We start from the raw sequence: 16,691 nt of genomic DNA on the forward strand, positions 1-16,691 counted from the left end.
CTTTTTTTGCGGTTTTTTAGTGTCTGCATGGGGGCGCCTGTGCAAGGAGGGGAAGATGCGGCTGGGAACAGGGAATGCTCTTTCTGTATACGGGTCATTTGCTAAGAACGGCTAAATGAAAAACCTGCTGTATTTTGAGGCACCGGAGACATTCACTGCACAATCTTGATGATTGTGCAGCTCAGGTCTCCTTGAAATCGGCTTTGTGAGCCGATTTCATCCTCAAAATACAGCAGGTTTTTCATTAAGCCGTTCTAACGCGCATTTTACGCATTCAGAAAGAGCATTCCCTGTTCCCAGCCGCATCTTCCCCTCCTTGCACAGGCTAGGCGCATCCGGACGGTAGAAAAAGCGTAAAAATGGGGGAGGTACCTGCGGTGGCGGCGGATTGAGCTGGGGGGAATGGTTAATATGGCTGGAGATAGTTGTTATGAAATGCTCCATACCTTTAACTACCTGTATGTAAGATTAATCGCCTGTGGCACCAATTTTCAACAATTCCTTATGCATAGATACTTCCGCGCCGTCAGGTCAAATACGCCGCCCCCGTCCGTCCCGGCCGGATGCGCCAAGCTGAGGGGGAGTCGGGACTGGTTTCCGGCGGGACTGTATATGCCGTTTGGACGCCCTCAGAACGCGATTAGAAGCAGTTGCAGAGAAAATGTGGGGAATAGAGGGCAGGATTTGATTTTCCAAATCAAATCCTGTTGCCGCCGGCGGCGCGAATGCATCGGCATTCGGGCCAACTGCGGCAAGTACCTCTATTCCCCACATTTTCTCTGTTACTGCTTCTTATCAAGTGGCGCGGGCATCCAAACGGCATATACAGCCCCGCCGGAAACCAGTCCCGACTCTCCCTCAGCGTCCCTACCCACAAAACAATTTATATCCTGCCGCCAGACATATGAATGTGACCAGCAGTCCGATTGCGTTGGGCAGTGCCAGCATGACGAACATTCCTATTGCAAACCAGAGTAATGCAAACCCTATTACTTTTTTCATAATCTGTCCCGCTTCCGGCAGGTGGTTTGGTATTATTTTATGCCCGGATTTTAAATTTGTGCATCATTTTCGGTGGAATCTTCGGAATTCAGGATGTCCATGACATCATCCTCGGTCACTTTGTCTTCTTTTTTCGTTGTGAACTTGTCTACCATGTCCGGTACCATATCCAGAAGCTTGGTGATGGTATCCTGGTTCTTGATGTTGACCAGCTTGGTTGTCCCGTTTTTGATGACAAGAACCGCGCTTGGGGTGATCTTGCCGCCCATTCCGCCTGTGCCTCTACCTTTTTTATCACCGTTAAAATAACCGGCGCCCAGTCCGAACGATACATCCACCAGCGGGAGGATAATGGTATCGTTGATGTGGATCGCATCCCCCACTACTGTCTTGGATGTCACAACATTGTCCATTCCCTGAAATAACGCCTCCACAGTCTCCTTAAAATTACTTCCTTCTGCCATGCCTGAATCCTCCTTAATCTTTCATACTTATTTTGTTACAGTTCAAATTTTCTGATATGCCTGAATGTGGTGCGCACGTTTTTGTTCCATATAAGATTCCATCCCACAACCACCACATAGAGAACGCGCAGTTTGCCGGAAATTGCAATGTCCCCTTCCAGTACCCTGTGTTCAAAATCCGGCTGAATATTTGTATGTTTTCCCAGAAACGGATATATCATACTGATGAGGCCGAGCACCTTTCCCGTTATGCTTGGATCCTCAAATCCAAAATGGATATCTGCCTCCAGCCGCTTCGGCTTCAAACAGCGCAGCAGCCGCCGCAGTTCTTTGAGTGCCGTGAAGAATGCGGATCTGTGGATCTCGTCCTCTATGAACTCCAGCAGTGTGTCCTTCTTCTCCAGCAATGACCTTATGGTATCACAAATCTTCTTAAATGTATATTTTATCTTATGATAAATTTTCTGTAACCATTTTACGCTTTTCTCATATTTTTTCTCAACTTTGGAAGCAATGCTTTCTTTTTCTGCCTCTGTTTTTTCATCACCGGACGGGGAGTGCTCATTGTCTGAATACTTCTCATTTTCCTTTTCCGAATCACGCATCTCTTCCCTGAGCAGTTTTTCCAGATTGTTTTCCTCCGCTGGATCTTCTTCTCTATATTTTTCCTGTAAATGCCCTTCCTTCTGCTCCTGATCCGAACGTTTCGCATCCGGGGGCTTCTCTTCCACTATGTTCTCGTCCTTCTGCTCTTCCGGCCACTGCTGTGCGCCATTGTCCATCAGCTCTTCCAGCGCTTTCAGATCTTCCTCTTCGGTATGTTTCCCAGGCCTGGCGGGCTCGTGTGCCTCTTCCCAGTCTTCTTCCACGCCCCCATGCAGCTTCTTCCAGGCGATCCGTACTGTCCACATGAGCTTTCCCCCATCATAGACGGCACTGCCGCTCACAAGATGCATAAACCACGAAAACCGGATCTTCCCATAGAGAGAGTCCAGGGTTCCCCTGCACCTCCCCTCCGCCCGGTAACGCAGAGGCACAAAAAAGACAATGCAAATCAGCAATACCAGTAATCCCAGTATTGCAAGCAATATCCATCCTATAATTTTCAGAATCAAAAGGATTATATGTAACATCCGCTTTTACACTCTGCCTTCCTCATATTCTTTTTGGCGCCTCCGGATATAGCCCCGTATATCCAGATCATTGGTCTTTTTATAGATATCTTCTGCAATCGCCTCCACCAGATAGAGGGCATCATCATATCCTTTCGCAATCCCCACGACAAATACGGGCGTATTTTCATAGATATGCTGTTTGTACAGCAGGGAAGAATAAAATTCCAGATGATTCTGCTCCCCCTGCGAAAGCGTGATGACATAGACGGAAGGCTGCAGGCTGTTGCTTTCCAGCTTCTGCATGACCTTCTCCTTTTTATCCTCCAGGTCCTCACTGACATATAAGTCACAGTAAAATGTCATTTGCATACTCTTCACCACCTGGCTTTAATAGTAATAAGAATCCAGTATCTGCTTGGCAATCGGCACTGCCTTTGCCCCCGCATTTCCGTCATATCCTTCGATGATCACGCTGATCACCAGTTCCGGATTGTCTACATTTGTAAAACCGATGAACCAGGAGTGCGTCTTCTCCCCGTCATCCATGCTGTATTCTGCCGTTCCTGTCTTTCCGGCAGCTGTGTAGGACTGGCCGCTCAGCATCGTTGCCGTGCCCTCGTCTACAACGGCCTTCATATAATCCTTTAACTGAGATGCCTCATCGGAAGTCATCAGTCTTTTATAGCTCTTCGGAACATTTTTCCTGATTTCTGCTCCGTTTGCATTGGTTACCTTCTCCACAAGATATGGTTCCATCAGTGTGCCGCCGTTTGCAATTGCTGCAGTAATCAATGCCATATGGTATGGGCTGACCAGTGTCTCGCCCTGCCCCATGGCGGTCATCATCATTTCCGCACCGCTGGAATTCTCATTAATTCTGAAAGACCCTTTCGAGTAATCCAGAACAGACGGAAGCTTCTTATTAAATAGAAGTTCCTCCGCAGTTTCCCTGTAAGACGTCTTGTTCAGAGAAAGGCCGATATTTGCAAAAGAAGAATTGCAGGAATTGGCCATGGAACTTCTCAGATCCTGCAGGCCGTGCACCGTACTGTCAAAGCAGTGGATCGTAACTCCCTCTGCGGTAATCTCACCGGCACAGTCGTAGCTGTAATTGGCATAATCACTGTGCTCCCTGATGTATTCCAGCGCGGTCACCACTTTAAATGTGGACCCCGGCGCATACTGTCCCTGTGTAGCGCGGTTCAGCAGCGGACTTTCACTGTCGTCTGCATTCAGCGCTTCCCAGTTAGCCTCCACGCTGTTGGGATCATAAGTGGGCCCGGATACCATGGTCAGGATCTTCCCTGTGCTTGCCTCCATCACCACCACGGCCCCCTTATTGCCGCCAAGTGCATTGTAAGCCGCCTGCTGGAGATCTGCGTCAAGGGTTGTGACTACGGTGTCTCCCATATTCTTTTCGTCTTTGAATTCATTCATCAGCTTCTGCGGAAAAAAAGCATTCGAGGTGAGCAGTTCAAAGTTCTCAATGGATTCCAGCCCGCTCTTCCCGGTTGACGGAAAGCTGTACCCAACGACATGGGCAAAAGCCGCGCCATAAGGGTAATTGCGCACTTCCGTCCCGTCCTCCGCCACATTCGTCTCCGCCAGCACATTTCCGTTTTTATCCACAATATTTCCGCGGATTACGCGGTCCGCAAATGCGTCCTGCCGCTCATTATACGGGCTGTTTACAATAGTCTTGGCACGAACGATATTAAAATATACCATATAAGCCATTAAGGCAAGAAACAGAGCGACAAACAAGTACGTGACTCTAGCGAACTCTTTGTTTCGGAACTTCTTCGAACGCTGGTTTTTTGCCCGGCTGTTTTTTCCGCGGCGCCTTTCCTGGCTGTTCACTTCTTCGTAATTCTCTCTCTCTTCTCTTCTCAATAATCTCTTCCTCGTCTTCTCTTAAAATATACAGGCCCTGTATGATTCCAAACATAATCATTGTGCTCAGCATGGAACTTCCTCCATAGCTGATCAGGGGCAGCGTAACTCCCGTGGAAGGGATGAACTTAGTCACACCTCCGATTGTAAGGAACACCTGGAAAATATAGCAGGTTCCAAGGCCCAGAGCGATCAGTTTATAGAACTGATTATGGATCGCCATAGCAATGTTCAGGAACATCACATAACAGCTGACACACACCAGTACAAGACACAAGGCAAATATCAGCCCCATTTCTTCTGAGATGGCTGAGAATATAAAATCCTCCTCCGCTACGGGGATGCTGTCCGGAAGCCCCTGGTACAGGCCCATGCCGAACCAGCTTCCCGTCCCGATTGCAAACAGGGACTGCGCGACCTGGTATCCCCCCTCACTGTATGAAGCAAAGGGATCCTTCCAGGCAGAGACCCTGACCTGGATATGATAAAAAAGGTGGTATGCCAGCACCGCGGCTGCACTGCCTCCTCCGATCCCGGCCAGCGCATAAAGAGGCTGCCTTGTTGCTACATAAAGCATAACCAGATACACCACAAACATAATCAGGGCGGCGCCCAGGTCCGTAGACAGAACCAGAATCAGCACATGCAGCCCGGCCACAGCCGTCGTGATCACCACATTCTTAAACTCCGTAGACTTATTCAGACTTGCCGCCACATAAAATACAAATAAAATCTTTACGAATTCCGAGGGCTGGATTCCGAATCCCGCAATGGTGAATCCCAGCTTTGCGCCGTCGGAGAGCTGCCCCAGCACAGCAACCGCACCCAGGGCCAGAATCCCAACACCGGCATAGATATAAGTCCAGTCCTTTAAAAACTTCAGTTTTCGTATCAGCACCGGCACAAACAGCCCAATGACCGTGCCCACCACGGCAAAGACAAACTGCTTCACAGCCTTCGCATATGTCAGTCTCGTAATCATGATGAAACCGATACTCAGCAGCATACACATATTATTGACAATCAGCCGGGATACTTTCGGATAAAGCACCCGGTAAAGTACAAGTACTGCGATCAAAAGCACGACCTGTGCCCCGTAGAAAAAGATCAGCTTCTTTTCCTTCGTCTGCAGATACATGACAAGGTAGGCAGTAAATTGAATCAGGAACATCAGTACATTCTGTCTGATTAATATCCATTTTTTGTCTTCCTCATACACTTGCGCGAATATGGAAAAACAGGAAAATGTATACACTGCCATCAGTATAATCATAATATACTTCGATAATTCTACTACAATATTAACCACTTTTTCACCTGCTTTTATGTTATTCCTCGTTTAAAATGTCCTCTGGTAAAAGCCATACCCTCTGTACGGACCTGCCTGCCTCTGCGATAAATGTCTCTGTACATATCCAGGATCATCCGGGCTTCCTGCCCGCTCTCCTGTGTAAACATGAGCCGCAGCCCTGCCGGAGAGAGCCCGCAGATCTCTTCCTTTAGATCCAGAAGAAAGACCGGCTTTGTATTGTACATTACATTATAACAGAATCTGCAGCATCTATTTACAGGAAATTCTTTCTGATATCTGTCTTTGATCACCGTGATGCCGGGGGTATTCGTACATCCCGACGTGCTTTTTGCGATACATTGTGCAGACACCATGACCGGCAGCCGTCCATAGACCAAAAGCTCGGCTTCTTCGATCCCCAGCCGCTCCAGCTCCGCCCTGTTTAATTCCACCGGCGCCGTAATGCTCTCTACGCCGCAGCTGCTCCAGAACTCCTTCGCGGACTGATTGAATACATATAGATTATGGTCCAATATGATCTTCTTGTCAAATCCATGTTTCCGCAGGAAATGAAAACTTTCATAATTGCGGACTAAAAATCCGTCAAACTCCGCCAGTATCCCCATATTTTCCGTATAATAGGACACCGCCGTTTCTCTGAATATATGAGGCATTGCAAGAAACAGCTCTTTCCCCTGCCCTTTTGCCTCCCGGGAGATTCTTTTATAAATGCCATTTTTTATAAAATCCGTCTCAGAACTACTTTCCAGGTAAATCCGGAAGACTTCCGGACACGCGACTGCCGCTTCAGTCTGTTCTTCCGATTCCGCTAATACGGAGAGATAAGGTACCTTCTTTTCCCCCGCCGTTCGTTTAGGATCCAGCATTTCCCGACCTTGTTCCGGTATACAGCCGTTTCTTCTATATTGATTACAAATAGCCTCTTCCAAATATTCCAGCGCCCTGCGTCTGAGTTCATTCAGTCTCTGCATTGGCAGAAATACAGGGCCGTCCGTTGTAACTTCCAGGGATTCGAAAACAAATTCAGTATTTCCGGTCTTCATAAGCTGCTTCTTGATTCTCTCTTCATCCAACGGCTGGTTCTTAGCAGCTTCCGTCCGCTCTTCTGTCTCCGCCGAAACCGTGATCCCCCGGAACTCTAGCGTCAAAACCGCAGGCTCCTGAACGGCAGCCCGAAAACTTCCGCGTATGGTCTCCTGCGCAGTTCTGTCTATATATCTTTTTTGTATACACTCCAGCAACTCAAGGTTTCGGATCCGGCATAATATAATTCCCTTTTTCATTGTCATTTTGCGCGGTACCAGAATCTTCGATCTGCCGCCTGCCGGAACCGCCGTTCCAAAAGTGTACCATTTCTGCCGGTCCGCATCGGCTTTGGCTTCCAAAGTCCTGCCGCTCTCTCCGGCGTTTTCGCCTTCCAGCTCCAGAATATCTCCTTTGTGAATATCCGTCAGCGCCTCCACTGCAATCTCACGCCCTTTTTGCGCAATGACCCGCACTGCGGGCACACCGGCATGGTTCGGACGATCCGGAGAAAGCATATTCCGTCCGTTATGCTGCCTGTAATATCCCTGACTGAAGCCTCCCCGGTTATAGATATCCATCAGCATCTCCAGATCCCCGGGAGCGACAGCAAAACCCTCCCTGCCATTTTGGAGATACATGTCCGTATATTTGCGGTACATGGCCGTAACAAGCGCTACGTACTCCGGTTTTTTCATTCTCCCCTCGATCTTGAAGGAATCGATCCCCGCATCCACCAATTCCGGTATCAATTCCAGCGTGCAGATATCCTTCAAACTCAGAGTGTACTCTTTTTTTTCATTCACAGTATAGGGAAGCCTGCACGGCTGCGCACACTGCCCTCTGTTTCCGCTGCGTCCTCCAATCAGGCTGCTCAGCAGGCACTGCCCAGAGTAGCAGTAACAGAGCGCCCCATGGACAAAACACTCCATCTCAAGGCCGGTCTGTTCTACAATATCGCGCACTTCTTCCAGAGCAAGCTCTCTTGCAGGCACAACACGTGCCGCACCCTGCTCTTTTAAAAACAGAGCACCCTCTGTATTTGTAACCGTCATCTGTGTACTGGCGTGGATATCCATTCCCGGAAAATGCTCTCTAACAAATGAAAGCACGCCTATATCCTGTACAATCACTGCATCCAGCCCCTGCCGGTAAAGCGGGTCCAGATATTCGTACAGTTCTTCAAGCTCGGCATCCTTTAAAAGAGTATTCACTGTCAGATAGAACTTTCTGCCATGAAAATGTGCATAATCAATGGCAGAAAGGAGCTGCTCCTCCGTAAAATTATCCGCAAAAGCCCTTGCACCAAAACGAGGGCCGCCTGCATATACTGCATCCGCCCCTGCCGTTACAGCCGCCATAAAGCTCCCGTAAGAACCCGCCGGCGCCAGTATCTCTATTTTATTGCTTCCTTTTCTGTCCTGTGTCAATGATGTTCCTCCGCCTGGGATAAATGAAATAAGCTGTCCAATGACAGCCTACTCTTATTTTCTGCGATTCTTCATCTCAGTTTCTAATTTTACAATCTGCATCTGCAGGTCGTTATTCTCTTCCTTCATCTTAGCCAGTTCCTTCTCAGCGTTCTCCAGCTTAATCTGAACAGATATCAATTCGTGCTTCAGGTCGTACATCTCTTTGTCTTTTAGTTCAATATCACTTTCAAGGGAATCACCCTGTTTTTTCGCCTTAAAATAGTCGTCTGCGATATTCAGGGCAAGGAGCACGTTCCGGGTATCGGCGCTTTGTTTACGGAACCCTTCGCTGTTGGCACATTCTGTAATCTTATGGTTCAGATAGGAAGAAACTTTTTGAAGATATTCTTCGCCTTCAAATCCGCTTAATGTGTAGACCTTTCCTCCAATTAAAACTTCTGTAAAATGTTTTGCTGAACTCATAGCATCCTCCTCAGTTACTGTTCACTCCCCAGCCTGTCACTACGCTGACAGACTGGGAGCGACAACGTAAAACAGCCGATGAGCCTGCCCCTCGCCAAAGGCGGCTTTTAATGGGCAGGCGGCGTTACTGTTTACAGGCTTTGCCTGTGAACAGTAACCCTCCTCGTGTTTCTTACCTGTTATTATAAACTATATGAATACAAAAACCAACCATTTTTTCAAGTTATTTCCTATTTCATCAGCCGAAATAAGCAGAATTTTCAGTCTGAAAGCGGGATTCCCAGGTGCGTGTAAGCCAGATCCGTCGCCACCCTTCCCCTGGGTGTCCGCTGGATAAATCCACTTTTCAACAGGTACGGTTCGTAAACGTCTTCCAGCGTCCCTGCATCTTCGGATATGGATGCAGACAACGTGTCCAGCCCCACAGGGCCTCCCTGAAACTTCTCGATCATCGTCAGCAGGATGGTCCTGTCAATGTGATCCAGCCCGTACTTGTCCACGTCCAGCAGATCCAGGGCATAATTGGCCACTGCTTCGGTAATGACTCCGTCGTACTTCACCTGTGCAAAATCCCTCACACGCTTGAGAAGGCGGTTTGCCAGCCTCGGGGTCCCCCGGGAGCGCTTGGCCAGCTCCAACGCTCCGTTCCCGTCGATCTCCACACCCAATACCTGGGCAGACCGCATGATAATCGTCTTCAGCTCCTGCTCCGTATAGAATTCCAGATGATTGACAACCCCGAACCGGTCCCGCAGGGGCGCCGTCAGCATACCCGCCCGGGTTGTTGCACCAACCAATGTGAACTTGGGCAGATCCAGCCGGATGGAACGGGCCGTTGCCCCTTTTCCGATCATGATATCGATCGCATAGTCCTCCATGGCGGGATACAGCACTTCTTCCACCTGCCGGTTCAGCCGGTGGATCTCATCCACAAACAGAACGTCATTCTCCTGCAGATTATTCAGAATAGCCGCCATCTCCCCCGGCTTTTCAATTGCAGGGCCCGAAGTAATCTTTATATTCACGCCCATTTCATTGGCAATAATCCCCGCCAGGGTCGTCTTGCCCAGTCCGGGCGGGCCGTAGAACAGCACATGATCCAGGGCCTCTTGCCTCTCCCTTGCCGCTTTTATGTAGATTTTCAACGTTTCTTTCGCTTTTTCCTGCCCAATATAATCTTCCAGATGCTGCGGCCTCAGACTGCTCTCTATCTTTACGTCCTCTTCCAGATTTTCCGTTGTTATGATTCGTTTTCCCATACTTTCCCTCTGTCATGAAATTAAAGCATTTTTTTCAAGGCTTCCTTCAGCACATCCTCCACGGTTGGATTGTCCAGCTCCACCTGTTTGACTGCGCGCAGGCTTTCCGTGCTTCCATATCCCAGTGCCACCAGAGCCTGAACCGCTTCGGACTGGATTCCGCCGTTATTGACAGGAACCGCGGCCGCGCTGCTGTCCGCTGCATGCGTAAGCACATCTTCAATGTTGAGTTTATCCTTCAACTCTATGATCAGCTTTTCCGCTGTCTTCTTCCCGATTCCCGGCGCCGCTGAGATTGCCTTCACATCTCCCGACAGCACTGCAAAACGCAGGTCATCCGGTGTCAGCTGGGATAGGATGCTCAGGCCGCCCTTGGGGCCGATTCCGCTGACGCCGATCACGAGCTTAAAAACTTCCAGATCGTCTCTGGTCAGGAAGCCAAACAGCTGCATCGCGTCCTCCCGCACGTTCAGATAGGTGTGGATCTTTACTTCATTTCCCGGCTGAGGCAGCAGCCCCATAGCCTGTCCCGGCATATAAATGCCGTATCCAACACCGCCCACATCCACTATTACTTTTTCCTTCTCCACAGCAGCAAGTTCGCCGCGAATATATGAAATCATCGTTTTCCCCTTTTCTATAGTAAAGCATTGCATTAATCTTTTCATAATAAGTGCCTGATATCTGCGTCAGAGTTGTGCCTGCTTTCGCGGCGGCGCAATAGTTCCTGCGTCTTCCTTTTTTACATCAATGTCAGGTTTCTCAGCCTTTTGAGCACTTCACCCGAGATCAGCCCGATCAGTGCTCCCGTAATGACGCCCGCAATCAACAGCACAGGCAGATAATAACCAACTTTAAATGTCTCCACGACCACCATCGCTATGAAAAGCTGTCCGATATTATGAAACACGCCTCCGGCGATGCTGACTCCTGTCACGCTGAAGGATCCCCTGTTTTTTAATACCGTCATTACCGCCAGGCTTAAAACGCCCCCTGCCAGACTGTATATGATACTGAACATATTGCCAAATATGAAACCCGCCAGCACGATCCGGACTACGGAAAGCAGCAGAGCCTCTTTTGCACCGCACTTATACAGCATGATTACGATCAGCAGGTTCGCCAGCCCCAGCTTAATCCCCGGAATCCCGAATTGTATCGGAATCAGCATCTCCACATAGCTGAATATAAGGGCAAGCGCCGTAAACACTCCAAAATAAGCAGCTCTGTTCTTCATGCCTCTTCCTCCTGTACGCCTGGACTCTGACACCACTATTTTGCCACCGCATCCATTTCACGGTCTTCCCCGCCTTCGATGGATACTACGACCTTATTGGGCAGGCATATGATGCTCTCCCCATCTCTTGAAACCGCCTTCTGATGCACACATAGTTTATCCGGGCAGTCTGCGGAGGACATCCTAGCTTTACCGTCATGAATCTCGAGGGTGTTAGTCCCCTGTATATCTATGATCTGGTCTTTTGACAAATCATATTCCCCAAATAGTTCGCCGTCAACCCGGACCACTGCTTTTCCCATGCCACTGTCTTTCTTCAGATAATGATAGCCCATCACAGAAACTGCGATGAGTAAAATGAGTCCGATTAATAAAAAATCATTTTTTTTCATATCCGCCTCCAGCCACTATCATAGCACACCGACTTTTAGAATGCAATCACATGTTCGATTGTAATTCTTCCTGAAAATGGTTATAATAATCCAAATACAAAAATAAGGAAACCGTCCTGCAGGGCAGGCCCTTAAATACATCCGAAAGAGGAATCCTATGAAACAAGCCATGCTGAAACGCACCCTTTCACTTCTTCTAACCGCAGCCATCCTGCTTACAGCTGCCGGCTGCAGCAAAGTTTCCCGTGCCGACAGCTCGATCAAGATGACCGGCATGTACTTTGACACCGTTATATCCGTGGAGGTCTGGGGAACCACGGATGAATCCATACTGGAGCACTGCAAAGAAATGTGTACCCGTTACGAAAACCTTTTCAGCCGAACCATTGAGACAAGCGACGTATCCAGAATCAACGCCGCTCAGGGCGCTCCCGTGGAAGTGGATCCCGAAACAGCCGAACTGCTGGAAAAGGGACTGTATTACGGACGGCTCTCGGACGGCTGGTTTGATATCACCATAGCCCCTTTGAGTGAGCTTTGGGATGTGAAAAATAATCCCGGAAATATCCCGGATCAGGATTCCATAGAGAAAGCCAGAAGCCACGTGAACTATAAGAATGTCATTCTGGACAAAAATACGGTCACCCTGACAGACCCTGAAGCTGCGATCGACCTGGGCGGTATCGCCAAAGGTTTCATCGCAGACAAGTTAAAAGCATACCTTACGGACCAGGGGATTGAGCACGCACTCATCAGTCTCGGCGGCAACATCGTTGCAGTCGGCGGCAGGTATAACGGGCAGCCCTTCCATATCGGAATCCAGAAGCCCTTCGCTGAGACAAATGAGGCCATCACGACCGTAGAAATCAACGGCCAGTCAGTGGTATCCTCCGGCACCTATGAAAGGTATTTTGAGAAAGACGGTAAAATCTATCACCACCTGCTGGATCCCGCCACCGGCTATCCCTACGGCAACCAGCTTCTTCAGGTCACAATCATCTCTGACTCCTCGGTAGACGGTGATGCGCTGAGCACGGCCTGTTTCGGGCTCGGGCTGGACAAAGGATCCGCCTTGATAGAATCGCTGGACAATATCCGGGCCATCTTCGTAACCGACGACTACACGCTGCATTATGCAGATTAACCGAATTTCCCAAGGCTCCCCTATCCATCCATAGGTATAGCAAAAGCCAGCATAAGAACCACTTCCTGGACTGTAATCCCGGAACCCTGCGGCCCTTCCGTAAATGCACTCTGCATTTCCGGAGCTGCCGTCGGTGTTCATTATGCTGGTTTTCGTTATGCTGATTTTCATTTTCTGAGGCCGCTGCAGTATAACACCCATCCCAGGTATTTGTAGTTCAATTTCTCTAAGCGGCTTCTGGCATTACGCCATTATGTACTATGATGTAAGCGGTATCTTTCTGGGTATAATTATTTTCCGTGGACATTTATCTGCACATATGCCGCAGTTAGTACACTTGGACGCATCGATATGGGCAAGGAAATTTGTCACCGTGATCGCATTCGTCTCACAATTCTTCTCGCACAGGCGGCATCCGATGCAGCCTACCAGGCAGACATCCATCAATGCCTTTCCTTTTGCGTTAGAATTACACTGCACAAACGTCTTTTGGTCATATGGGATCAGTTCGATCAGATGTTTCGGGCAGGCTGCGATACACTTACCGCAGGCCTTGCATTTTTCCTTATCTACCACGGCTATTCCATCAATAATATGGATTGCATCGAATGGGCATGCCTTTACACAGGTTCCAAATCCCAGACACCCATAGGAACATCCCTTTGGGCCGCCGTCCTGCATCATATTTACCATAATACAGTCTTCAATTCCCTGGTACTTATACTGATCCTGTGCTTTTTCGCACGTACCGGCGCACTTCACAAATGCGACCTGCCGTTCCTGATCCCCCGCAGCAACCCCCATAATCTCGCCGATCTGGGCTGCAACCGGTGATCCGCCGACGGGACATGCACCGACTTCTGCGTCACCTTTTACAATGGCCGCAGCCAGGCCCGAACAGCCGGCAAAACCGCATCCTCCGCAGTTATTGCCGGGAAGGACGCCTAAGATCGCCTCTTCCCTCTCATCTACTTCAACGGCAAACTTCTTTCCGGATATCCCCAGGAAGATGCCGATGAATAATCCGGTTCCGCCGACAATCGCCGCAGCTATTAAAATTCCTGATATACTCATGTTCCTTCCCTCCTAAATCAATCCTGAAAATCCGAAAAATGCAATTGCCATCAGTCCGGCCGTAACCAGGACAATCGGAGTTCCCTGAAATGATTCTGAAATGTCGTTATGTTCGATTTTCTCGCGGATTCCTGCCATAAGAACGATTGACACAAGGAACCCAAAGGCCGTTGCCACCCCATTGATGACGCCTTCCAGAATGCTGTAAGACTTCGTCACATTTGTCAGTGCAACGCCAAGCACCGCACAGTTTGTTGTGATCAGCGGCAGATAGACGCCCAGTGAATTATACAGCGGCGGCATTGCCTTTTTCAGGAACATCTCTACAAACTGAACTAATGCTGCTATGACAAGTATAAACACAATAGTCTGCAAATACTCAAAATGTGTCGGTACAAGAATGAACTTGTAGATCAGGCTTGTGACAAACGACGCGATTGTTATGACAAAAATAACAGCGCCGCCCATGCCGCCTGCGGTTTTTACGTTTTTAGAAACACCGAGGAACGGACAGATCCCGAGAAACTGACTGAGCACGACGTTGTTCACAAATGCAGCACCAACTGCAATTAAAAGTAATTCTTTCATCTCATTCCCCTCCTATTCATTCCCATTCTTTCCTGCTTTTTTCGGTTCCGGGCGCACATCCATAAACATACTTCCGCCGCAGGTTTCTTTCTTCCCGCATGTGGCGCATCCCGAACCGCATCCGATCTTTTCAGCGATCGGATCGCCCTTGGCTTCTGCTTTTTTCTTAACCTTATTCTGAAGCGCCGTTAAGAGTGCCAGAACGAAGAAAGCACCCGGAGCCAGGATAAAGATAGTAATAGGCTCATAAGAGTCCGGCAGAATCTGGTAATCAAAAATCTTTCCGGATCCGACAAGCTCTCTCACAATCCCAATCGCCGTAAGGCCTACAGTAAAGCCAAGCCCCATTCCGATCCCGTCAAATATGGATGGGAGCACAGGATTTTTGGAAGCGTAGCTCTCCGCTCTTCCCAGAATAATACAGTTAACAACTATCAGAGGAATGTAAATCCCCAGAGAATCATACAGGCTCGGTACAAAACCTTCCAGCAAAAACTGAACCATTGTTACAAAAGAAGCCACCACAACAATGAATGCCGGCATTCTGACGGAATCCGGGATGATCTTCCGCAGCATGGATATCAGCATATTGGATAACACAAGCACGACAGTCGTGGAAAGGCCCATGCCAATCCCGTTTATAGCCGAAGTTGTAACCGCCAGCGTGGGACACATTCCCAGCATTAATACGAAGGTAGGATTCTCTTTAACCAGACCATTATACAGTCTTTCCGTATTCTTATTCATTGACACTACCTCCTAACACACTCTGAAAATATACCAGGGCAGAGTCAACTGCATTGGTCACCGCATTGGTCGTAATCGTTGCGCCGCTCAAAGCGTCAATCTTATCGTCGCCCTCTTCTCCGGTCTTTGTATAAGAGAACTTTTCTACCTGCTTATCCTTGAACTGATCCTTGAATTCCGGTTCCGCAGCTTTCATTCCAAGGCCGGCCGTCTCAGTAATTGTAAGCGTTTCAATTCCTTTAACGGTTCCATCACTTAAAATACCAACAGAAAGCTTAATACCCCCGCCGTAGCCTTCGTGTGAAGTTACCGTAACAACATATCCCATTGTTTCACCGCTCTCGTCTAATGCAACGGCTACTTCTGTAATGTCATCGCTCTCATAACCACCCTCTTTTAAGGCTGCGGCCGCCTCGCTCTCATCAAACTCTGTATAGTCTTCAAAAGAAACCGCATCCGCAAGAACCGTCTTGTACGCTTCCTGCTTGGCGTTCTCCTGGGCCGTTGCGATTGGCTCTTTTGTCACCTCATATACAAGCCCCAGCAGTATGCCTGCAACCAGTGTAATCACTGTAAGTATTAAAGTGTTCTTCACAATTTTATTCATTATTTTTCTCCTCCTTTACCAAATGGTTTTGGAAGAGTAACCTTTTCAATAAGGGGCACTAAAAGGTTACTGATGATAATCGCGTAAGATACCCCTTCTGCAGAACCTCCAAACAGCCGGAACAGACCGGTCAGCAGGCCCAGACAGATACCATATACGATCTGCCCCCGCTTTGTAATGGGCGAGGTCACATAATCGGTTGCCATGAACCAGGCTCCCAGCATCAGGCCGCCCCCGCACAGATGCGCCGTAATATACTGTGGATCAAAGCCATGCCCGCCGAAAATAGTAATAAAAATCACAAAAGTCACGATATATGTACCCGGAATTCTCAGGTCAATCACCCCGATCAGAAGCAGGAACATTGCGCCCAGCATGATCGCGAGAACAGAAGTCTCACCGATTGTCCCGCGGATATTTCCGATCAGCATATTCATGGTATTCACCGTCTCCCCTGCTTTCAGCTCCGCAAGAGGAGTCGCCCCGGTCACACCGTCATAAACAAAATAAGTCATGCGCCCGGTAAAGGATATGAGCAGGAAACACCTTGCGCCCAAAGCCGGGTTCATGAAGTTCTGTCCCAGTCCTCCAAACAGCTGTTTCACCACGATAATTGCAAATACGGAGCCAAGCGCGCCCATCCACAGCGGAAGCGTCGGCGGAAGGTTCAGGGCGAGCAGCAATCCTGTAACAACTGCGCTCCAGTCTTTAATCGTAATCGGCTTATGCATCAGCTTCTCATATATGTATTCAGCCAGCACCGCAGATACTGTAGTTACCACCACCAGGAGCCATGCATTTTCATGTCTGAAATTATAAATCCCAAAGATTGTAGCCGGCAGCAGCGCTATAACAACCATCAGCATAATATTGCCGCTGGTTACTTTCGCCCGTATATGCGGTGAAGATGATATGTTATAATTCTCGTTCACTTTTATT

At 48.7% G+C, this 16,691-nt stretch carries 18 protein-coding genes; 1 reads left to right on the top strand and 17 read right to left on the bottom strand.

What is annotated here, in order from left to right:
* Window positions 1-867 precede the first annotated feature (867 nt).
* The 12 genes from ARB69_RS27905 to ARB69_RS11720 all read right to left on the bottom strand — a co-directional run bounded on the left by ARB69_RS27905 (window position 868) and on the right by ARB69_RS11720 (window position 11,592).
* Window positions 868-1,002 (bottom strand): hypothetical protein, encoded by a 135-nt coding sequence (locus ARB69_RS27905; protein ID WP_255350423.1) that lies wholly within the window; start codon window positions 1,000-1,002, stop codon window positions 868-870.
* Between the two features lie 50 nt (window positions 1,003-1,052).
* Window positions 1,053-1,466: a GerW family sporulation protein gene (locus ARB69_RS11670; protein WP_050642341.1), complete on the bottom strand. Its 414-nt coding sequence runs from the start codon at window positions 1,464-1,466 to the stop codon at window positions 1,053-1,055.
* Between the two features lie 35 nt (window positions 1,467-1,501).
* Window positions 1,502-2,599, bottom strand: a complete 1,098-nt coding sequence (locus tag ARB69_RS11675; RefSeq protein ID WP_055153245.1) for a DUF2953 domain-containing protein — start codon at window positions 2,597-2,599, stop codon at window positions 1,502-1,504.
* A 6-nt stretch (window positions 2,600-2,605) separates the two neighbouring features.
* A complete protein-coding gene (locus ARB69_RS11680) occupies window positions 2,606-2,950 on the bottom strand; it encodes a hypothetical protein (RefSeq protein ID WP_050642343.1) in 345 nt (114 codons plus the stop codon).
* 18 nt (window positions 2,951-2,968) lie between these two features.
* Window positions 2,969-4,318: a peptidoglycan D,D-transpeptidase FtsI family protein gene (locus tag ARB69_RS11685; protein ID WP_050642791.1), complete on the bottom strand. Its 1,350-nt coding sequence runs from the start codon at window positions 4,316-4,318 to the stop codon at window positions 2,969-2,971.
* Between the two features lie 37 nt (window positions 4,319-4,355).
* Window positions 4,356-5,783: an FtsW/RodA/SpoVE family cell cycle protein gene (locus ARB69_RS11690; protein ID WP_055153247.1), complete on the bottom strand. Its 1,428-nt coding sequence runs from the start codon at window positions 5,781-5,783 to the stop codon at window positions 4,356-4,358.
* A gap of 14 nt (window positions 5,784-5,797) precedes the next feature.
* Window positions 5,798-8,170 (bottom strand): U32 family peptidase, encoded by a 2,373-nt coding sequence (locus ARB69_RS11695; RefSeq protein WP_055153273.1) that lies wholly within the window; start codon window positions 8,168-8,170, stop codon window positions 5,798-5,800.
* 123 nt (window positions 8,171-8,293) lie between these two features.
* Window positions 8,294-8,704: a cell division protein ZapA gene (gene zapA, locus ARB69_RS11700; protein ID WP_009004307.1), complete on the bottom strand. Its 411-nt coding sequence runs from the start codon at window positions 8,702-8,704 to the stop codon at window positions 8,294-8,296.
* Window positions 8,705-8,964: 260 nt separating this feature from the next.
* Window positions 8,965-9,963 carry a Holliday junction branch migration DNA helicase RuvB gene (ruvB, locus tag ARB69_RS11705; RefSeq protein WP_050642345.1) on the bottom strand — a complete coding sequence of 333 codons (999 nt, stop codon included), beginning with the start codon at window positions 9,961-9,963 and terminating at the stop codon, window positions 8,965-8,967.
* A 20-nt stretch (window positions 9,964-9,983) separates the two neighbouring features.
* Window positions 9,984-10,586, bottom strand: coding sequence for a Holliday junction branch migration protein RuvA (gene ruvA / locus ARB69_RS11710; RefSeq protein ID WP_050642346.1), 603 nt, complete (start codon window positions 10,584-10,586; stop codon window positions 9,984-9,986).
* A 119-nt stretch (window positions 10,587-10,705) separates the two neighbouring features.
* A complete protein-coding gene (locus tag ARB69_RS11715) occupies window positions 10,706-11,200 on the bottom strand; it encodes a Gx transporter family protein (RefSeq protein WP_050642347.1) in 495 nt (164 codons plus the stop codon).
* Between the two features lie 35 nt (window positions 11,201-11,235).
* The gene (locus ARB69_RS11720; RefSeq protein WP_050642348.1) at window positions 11,236-11,592 is read right to left on the bottom strand and encodes a NusG domain II-containing protein; all 357 of its coding nucleotides are present in this window, start codon (window positions 11,590-11,592) and stop codon (window positions 11,236-11,238) included.
* 157 nt (window positions 11,593-11,749) lie between these two features.
* Here ARB69_RS11720 and ARB69_RS11725 point away from each other — a divergent pair, with 157 nt between their 5' ends.
* On the top strand, window positions 11,750-12,736 hold the full coding sequence (locus ARB69_RS11725) for an FAD:protein FMN transferase (RefSeq protein WP_055153249.1): 987 nt from the start codon (window positions 11,750-11,752) through the stop codon (window positions 12,734-12,736).
* 258 nt (window positions 12,737-12,994) lie between these two features.
* Here the strand turns inward: ARB69_RS11725 and ARB69_RS11730 are convergent, their stop codons facing one another.
* The 5 genes from ARB69_RS11730 to ARB69_RS11750 are packed head-to-tail and all read right to left on the bottom strand — an operon-like array spanning window position 12,995 to window position 16,684.
* On the bottom strand, window positions 12,995-13,810 hold the full coding sequence (locus ARB69_RS11730) for an RnfABCDGE type electron transport complex subunit B (protein WP_050642351.1): 816 nt from the start codon (window positions 13,808-13,810) through the stop codon (window positions 12,995-12,997).
* 12 nt (window positions 13,811-13,822) lie between these two features.
* On the bottom strand, window positions 13,823-14,398 hold the full coding sequence (locus ARB69_RS11735) for an electron transport complex protein RnfA (RefSeq protein WP_050642352.1): 576 nt from the start codon (window positions 14,396-14,398) through the stop codon (window positions 13,823-13,825).
* A gap of 12 nt (window positions 14,399-14,410) precedes the next feature.
* On the bottom strand, window positions 14,411-15,145 hold the full coding sequence (locus ARB69_RS11740; RefSeq protein ID WP_055153251.1) for an RnfABCDGE type electron transport complex subunit E: 735 nt from the start codon (window positions 15,143-15,145) through the stop codon (window positions 14,411-14,413).
* Window positions 15,138-15,752, bottom strand: coding sequence for an RnfABCDGE type electron transport complex subunit G (locus ARB69_RS11745; RefSeq protein ID WP_055153253.1), 615 nt, complete (start codon window positions 15,750-15,752; stop codon window positions 15,138-15,140). The genes ARB69_RS11740 and ARB69_RS11745 overlap by 8 nt, the downstream gene beginning before the upstream one ends.
* Window positions 15,752-16,684 carry an RnfABCDGE type electron transport complex subunit D gene (locus tag ARB69_RS11750; RefSeq protein ID WP_025657529.1) on the bottom strand — a complete coding sequence of 311 codons (933 nt, stop codon included), beginning with the start codon at window positions 16,682-16,684 and terminating at the stop codon, window positions 15,752-15,754. Before ARB69_RS11750 ends, ARB69_RS11745 begins: the two co-directional genes overlap by 1 nt.
* Window positions 16,685-16,691 lie beyond the last annotated feature (7 nt).

Origin of the sequence: Faecalicatena contorta (genome assembly GCF_001404335.1) — a bacterium.
GTDB classification, from domain to species: Bacteria; Bacillota; Clostridia; order Lachnospirales; family Lachnospiraceae; genus Faecalicatena; species Faecalicatena contortus_B.

Coding starts and splice junctions, on each gene's coding strand:
- ARB69_RS11725 (WP_055153249.1), top strand. CDS start 11,750: ATGAAACAAGCCATGCTGAAACGCACCCTTTCACTTCTTCTAACCGCA.
- ARB69_RS11680 (WP_050642343.1), bottom strand. CDS start 2,950: ATGCAAATGACATTTTACTGTGACTTATATGTCAGTGAGGACCTGGAG.
- ARB69_RS11695 (WP_055153273.1), bottom strand. CDS start 8,170: ATGGCGGCTGTAACGGCAGGGGCGGATGCAGTATATGCAGGCGGCCCT.
- ARB69_RS11720 (WP_050642348.1), bottom strand. CDS start 11,592: ATGAAAAAAAATGATTTTTTATTAATCGGACTCATTTTACTCATCGCA.
- ARB69_RS11745 (WP_055153253.1), bottom strand. CDS start 15,752: ATGAATAAAATTGTGAAGAACACTTTAATACTTACAGTGATTACACTG.
- zapA (WP_009004307.1), bottom strand. CDS start 8,704: ATGAGTTCAGCAAAACATTTTACAGAAGTTTTAATTGGAGGAAAGGTC.
- ARB69_RS11740 (WP_055153251.1), bottom strand. CDS start 15,145: ATGAATAAGAATACGGAAAGACTGTATAATGGTCTGGTTAAAGAGAAT.
- ruvB (WP_050642345.1), bottom strand. CDS start 9,963: ATGGGAAAACGAATCATAACAACGGAAAATCTGGAAGAGGACGTAAAG.
- ARB69_RS11730 (WP_050642351.1), bottom strand. CDS start 13,810: ATGAGTATATCAGGAATTTTAATAGCTGCGGCGATTGTCGGCGGAACC.
- ARB69_RS11675 (WP_055153245.1), bottom strand. CDS start 2,599: ATGTTACATATAATCCTTTTGATTCTGAAAATTATAGGATGGATATTG.
- ARB69_RS11715 (WP_050642347.1), bottom strand. CDS start 11,200: ATGAAGAACAGAGCTGCTTATTTTGGAGTGTTTACGGCGCTTGCCCTT.
- ruvA (WP_050642346.1), bottom strand. CDS start 10,586: ATGATTTCATATATTCGCGGCGAACTTGCTGCTGTGGAGAAGGAAAAA.
- ARB69_RS11670 (WP_050642341.1), bottom strand. CDS start 1,466: ATGGCAGAAGGAAGTAATTTTAAGGAGACTGTGGAGGCGTTATTTCAG.
- ARB69_RS11685 (WP_050642791.1), bottom strand. CDS start 4,318: ATGGCTTATATGGTATATTTTAATATCGTTCGTGCCAAGACTATTGTA.
- ARB69_RS27905 (WP_255350423.1), bottom strand. CDS start 1,002: ATGAAAAAAGTAATAGGGTTTGCATTACTCTGGTTTGCAATAGGAATG.
- ARB69_RS11735 (WP_050642352.1), bottom strand. CDS start 14,398: ATGAAAGAATTACTTTTAATTGCAGTTGGTGCTGCATTTGTGAACAAC.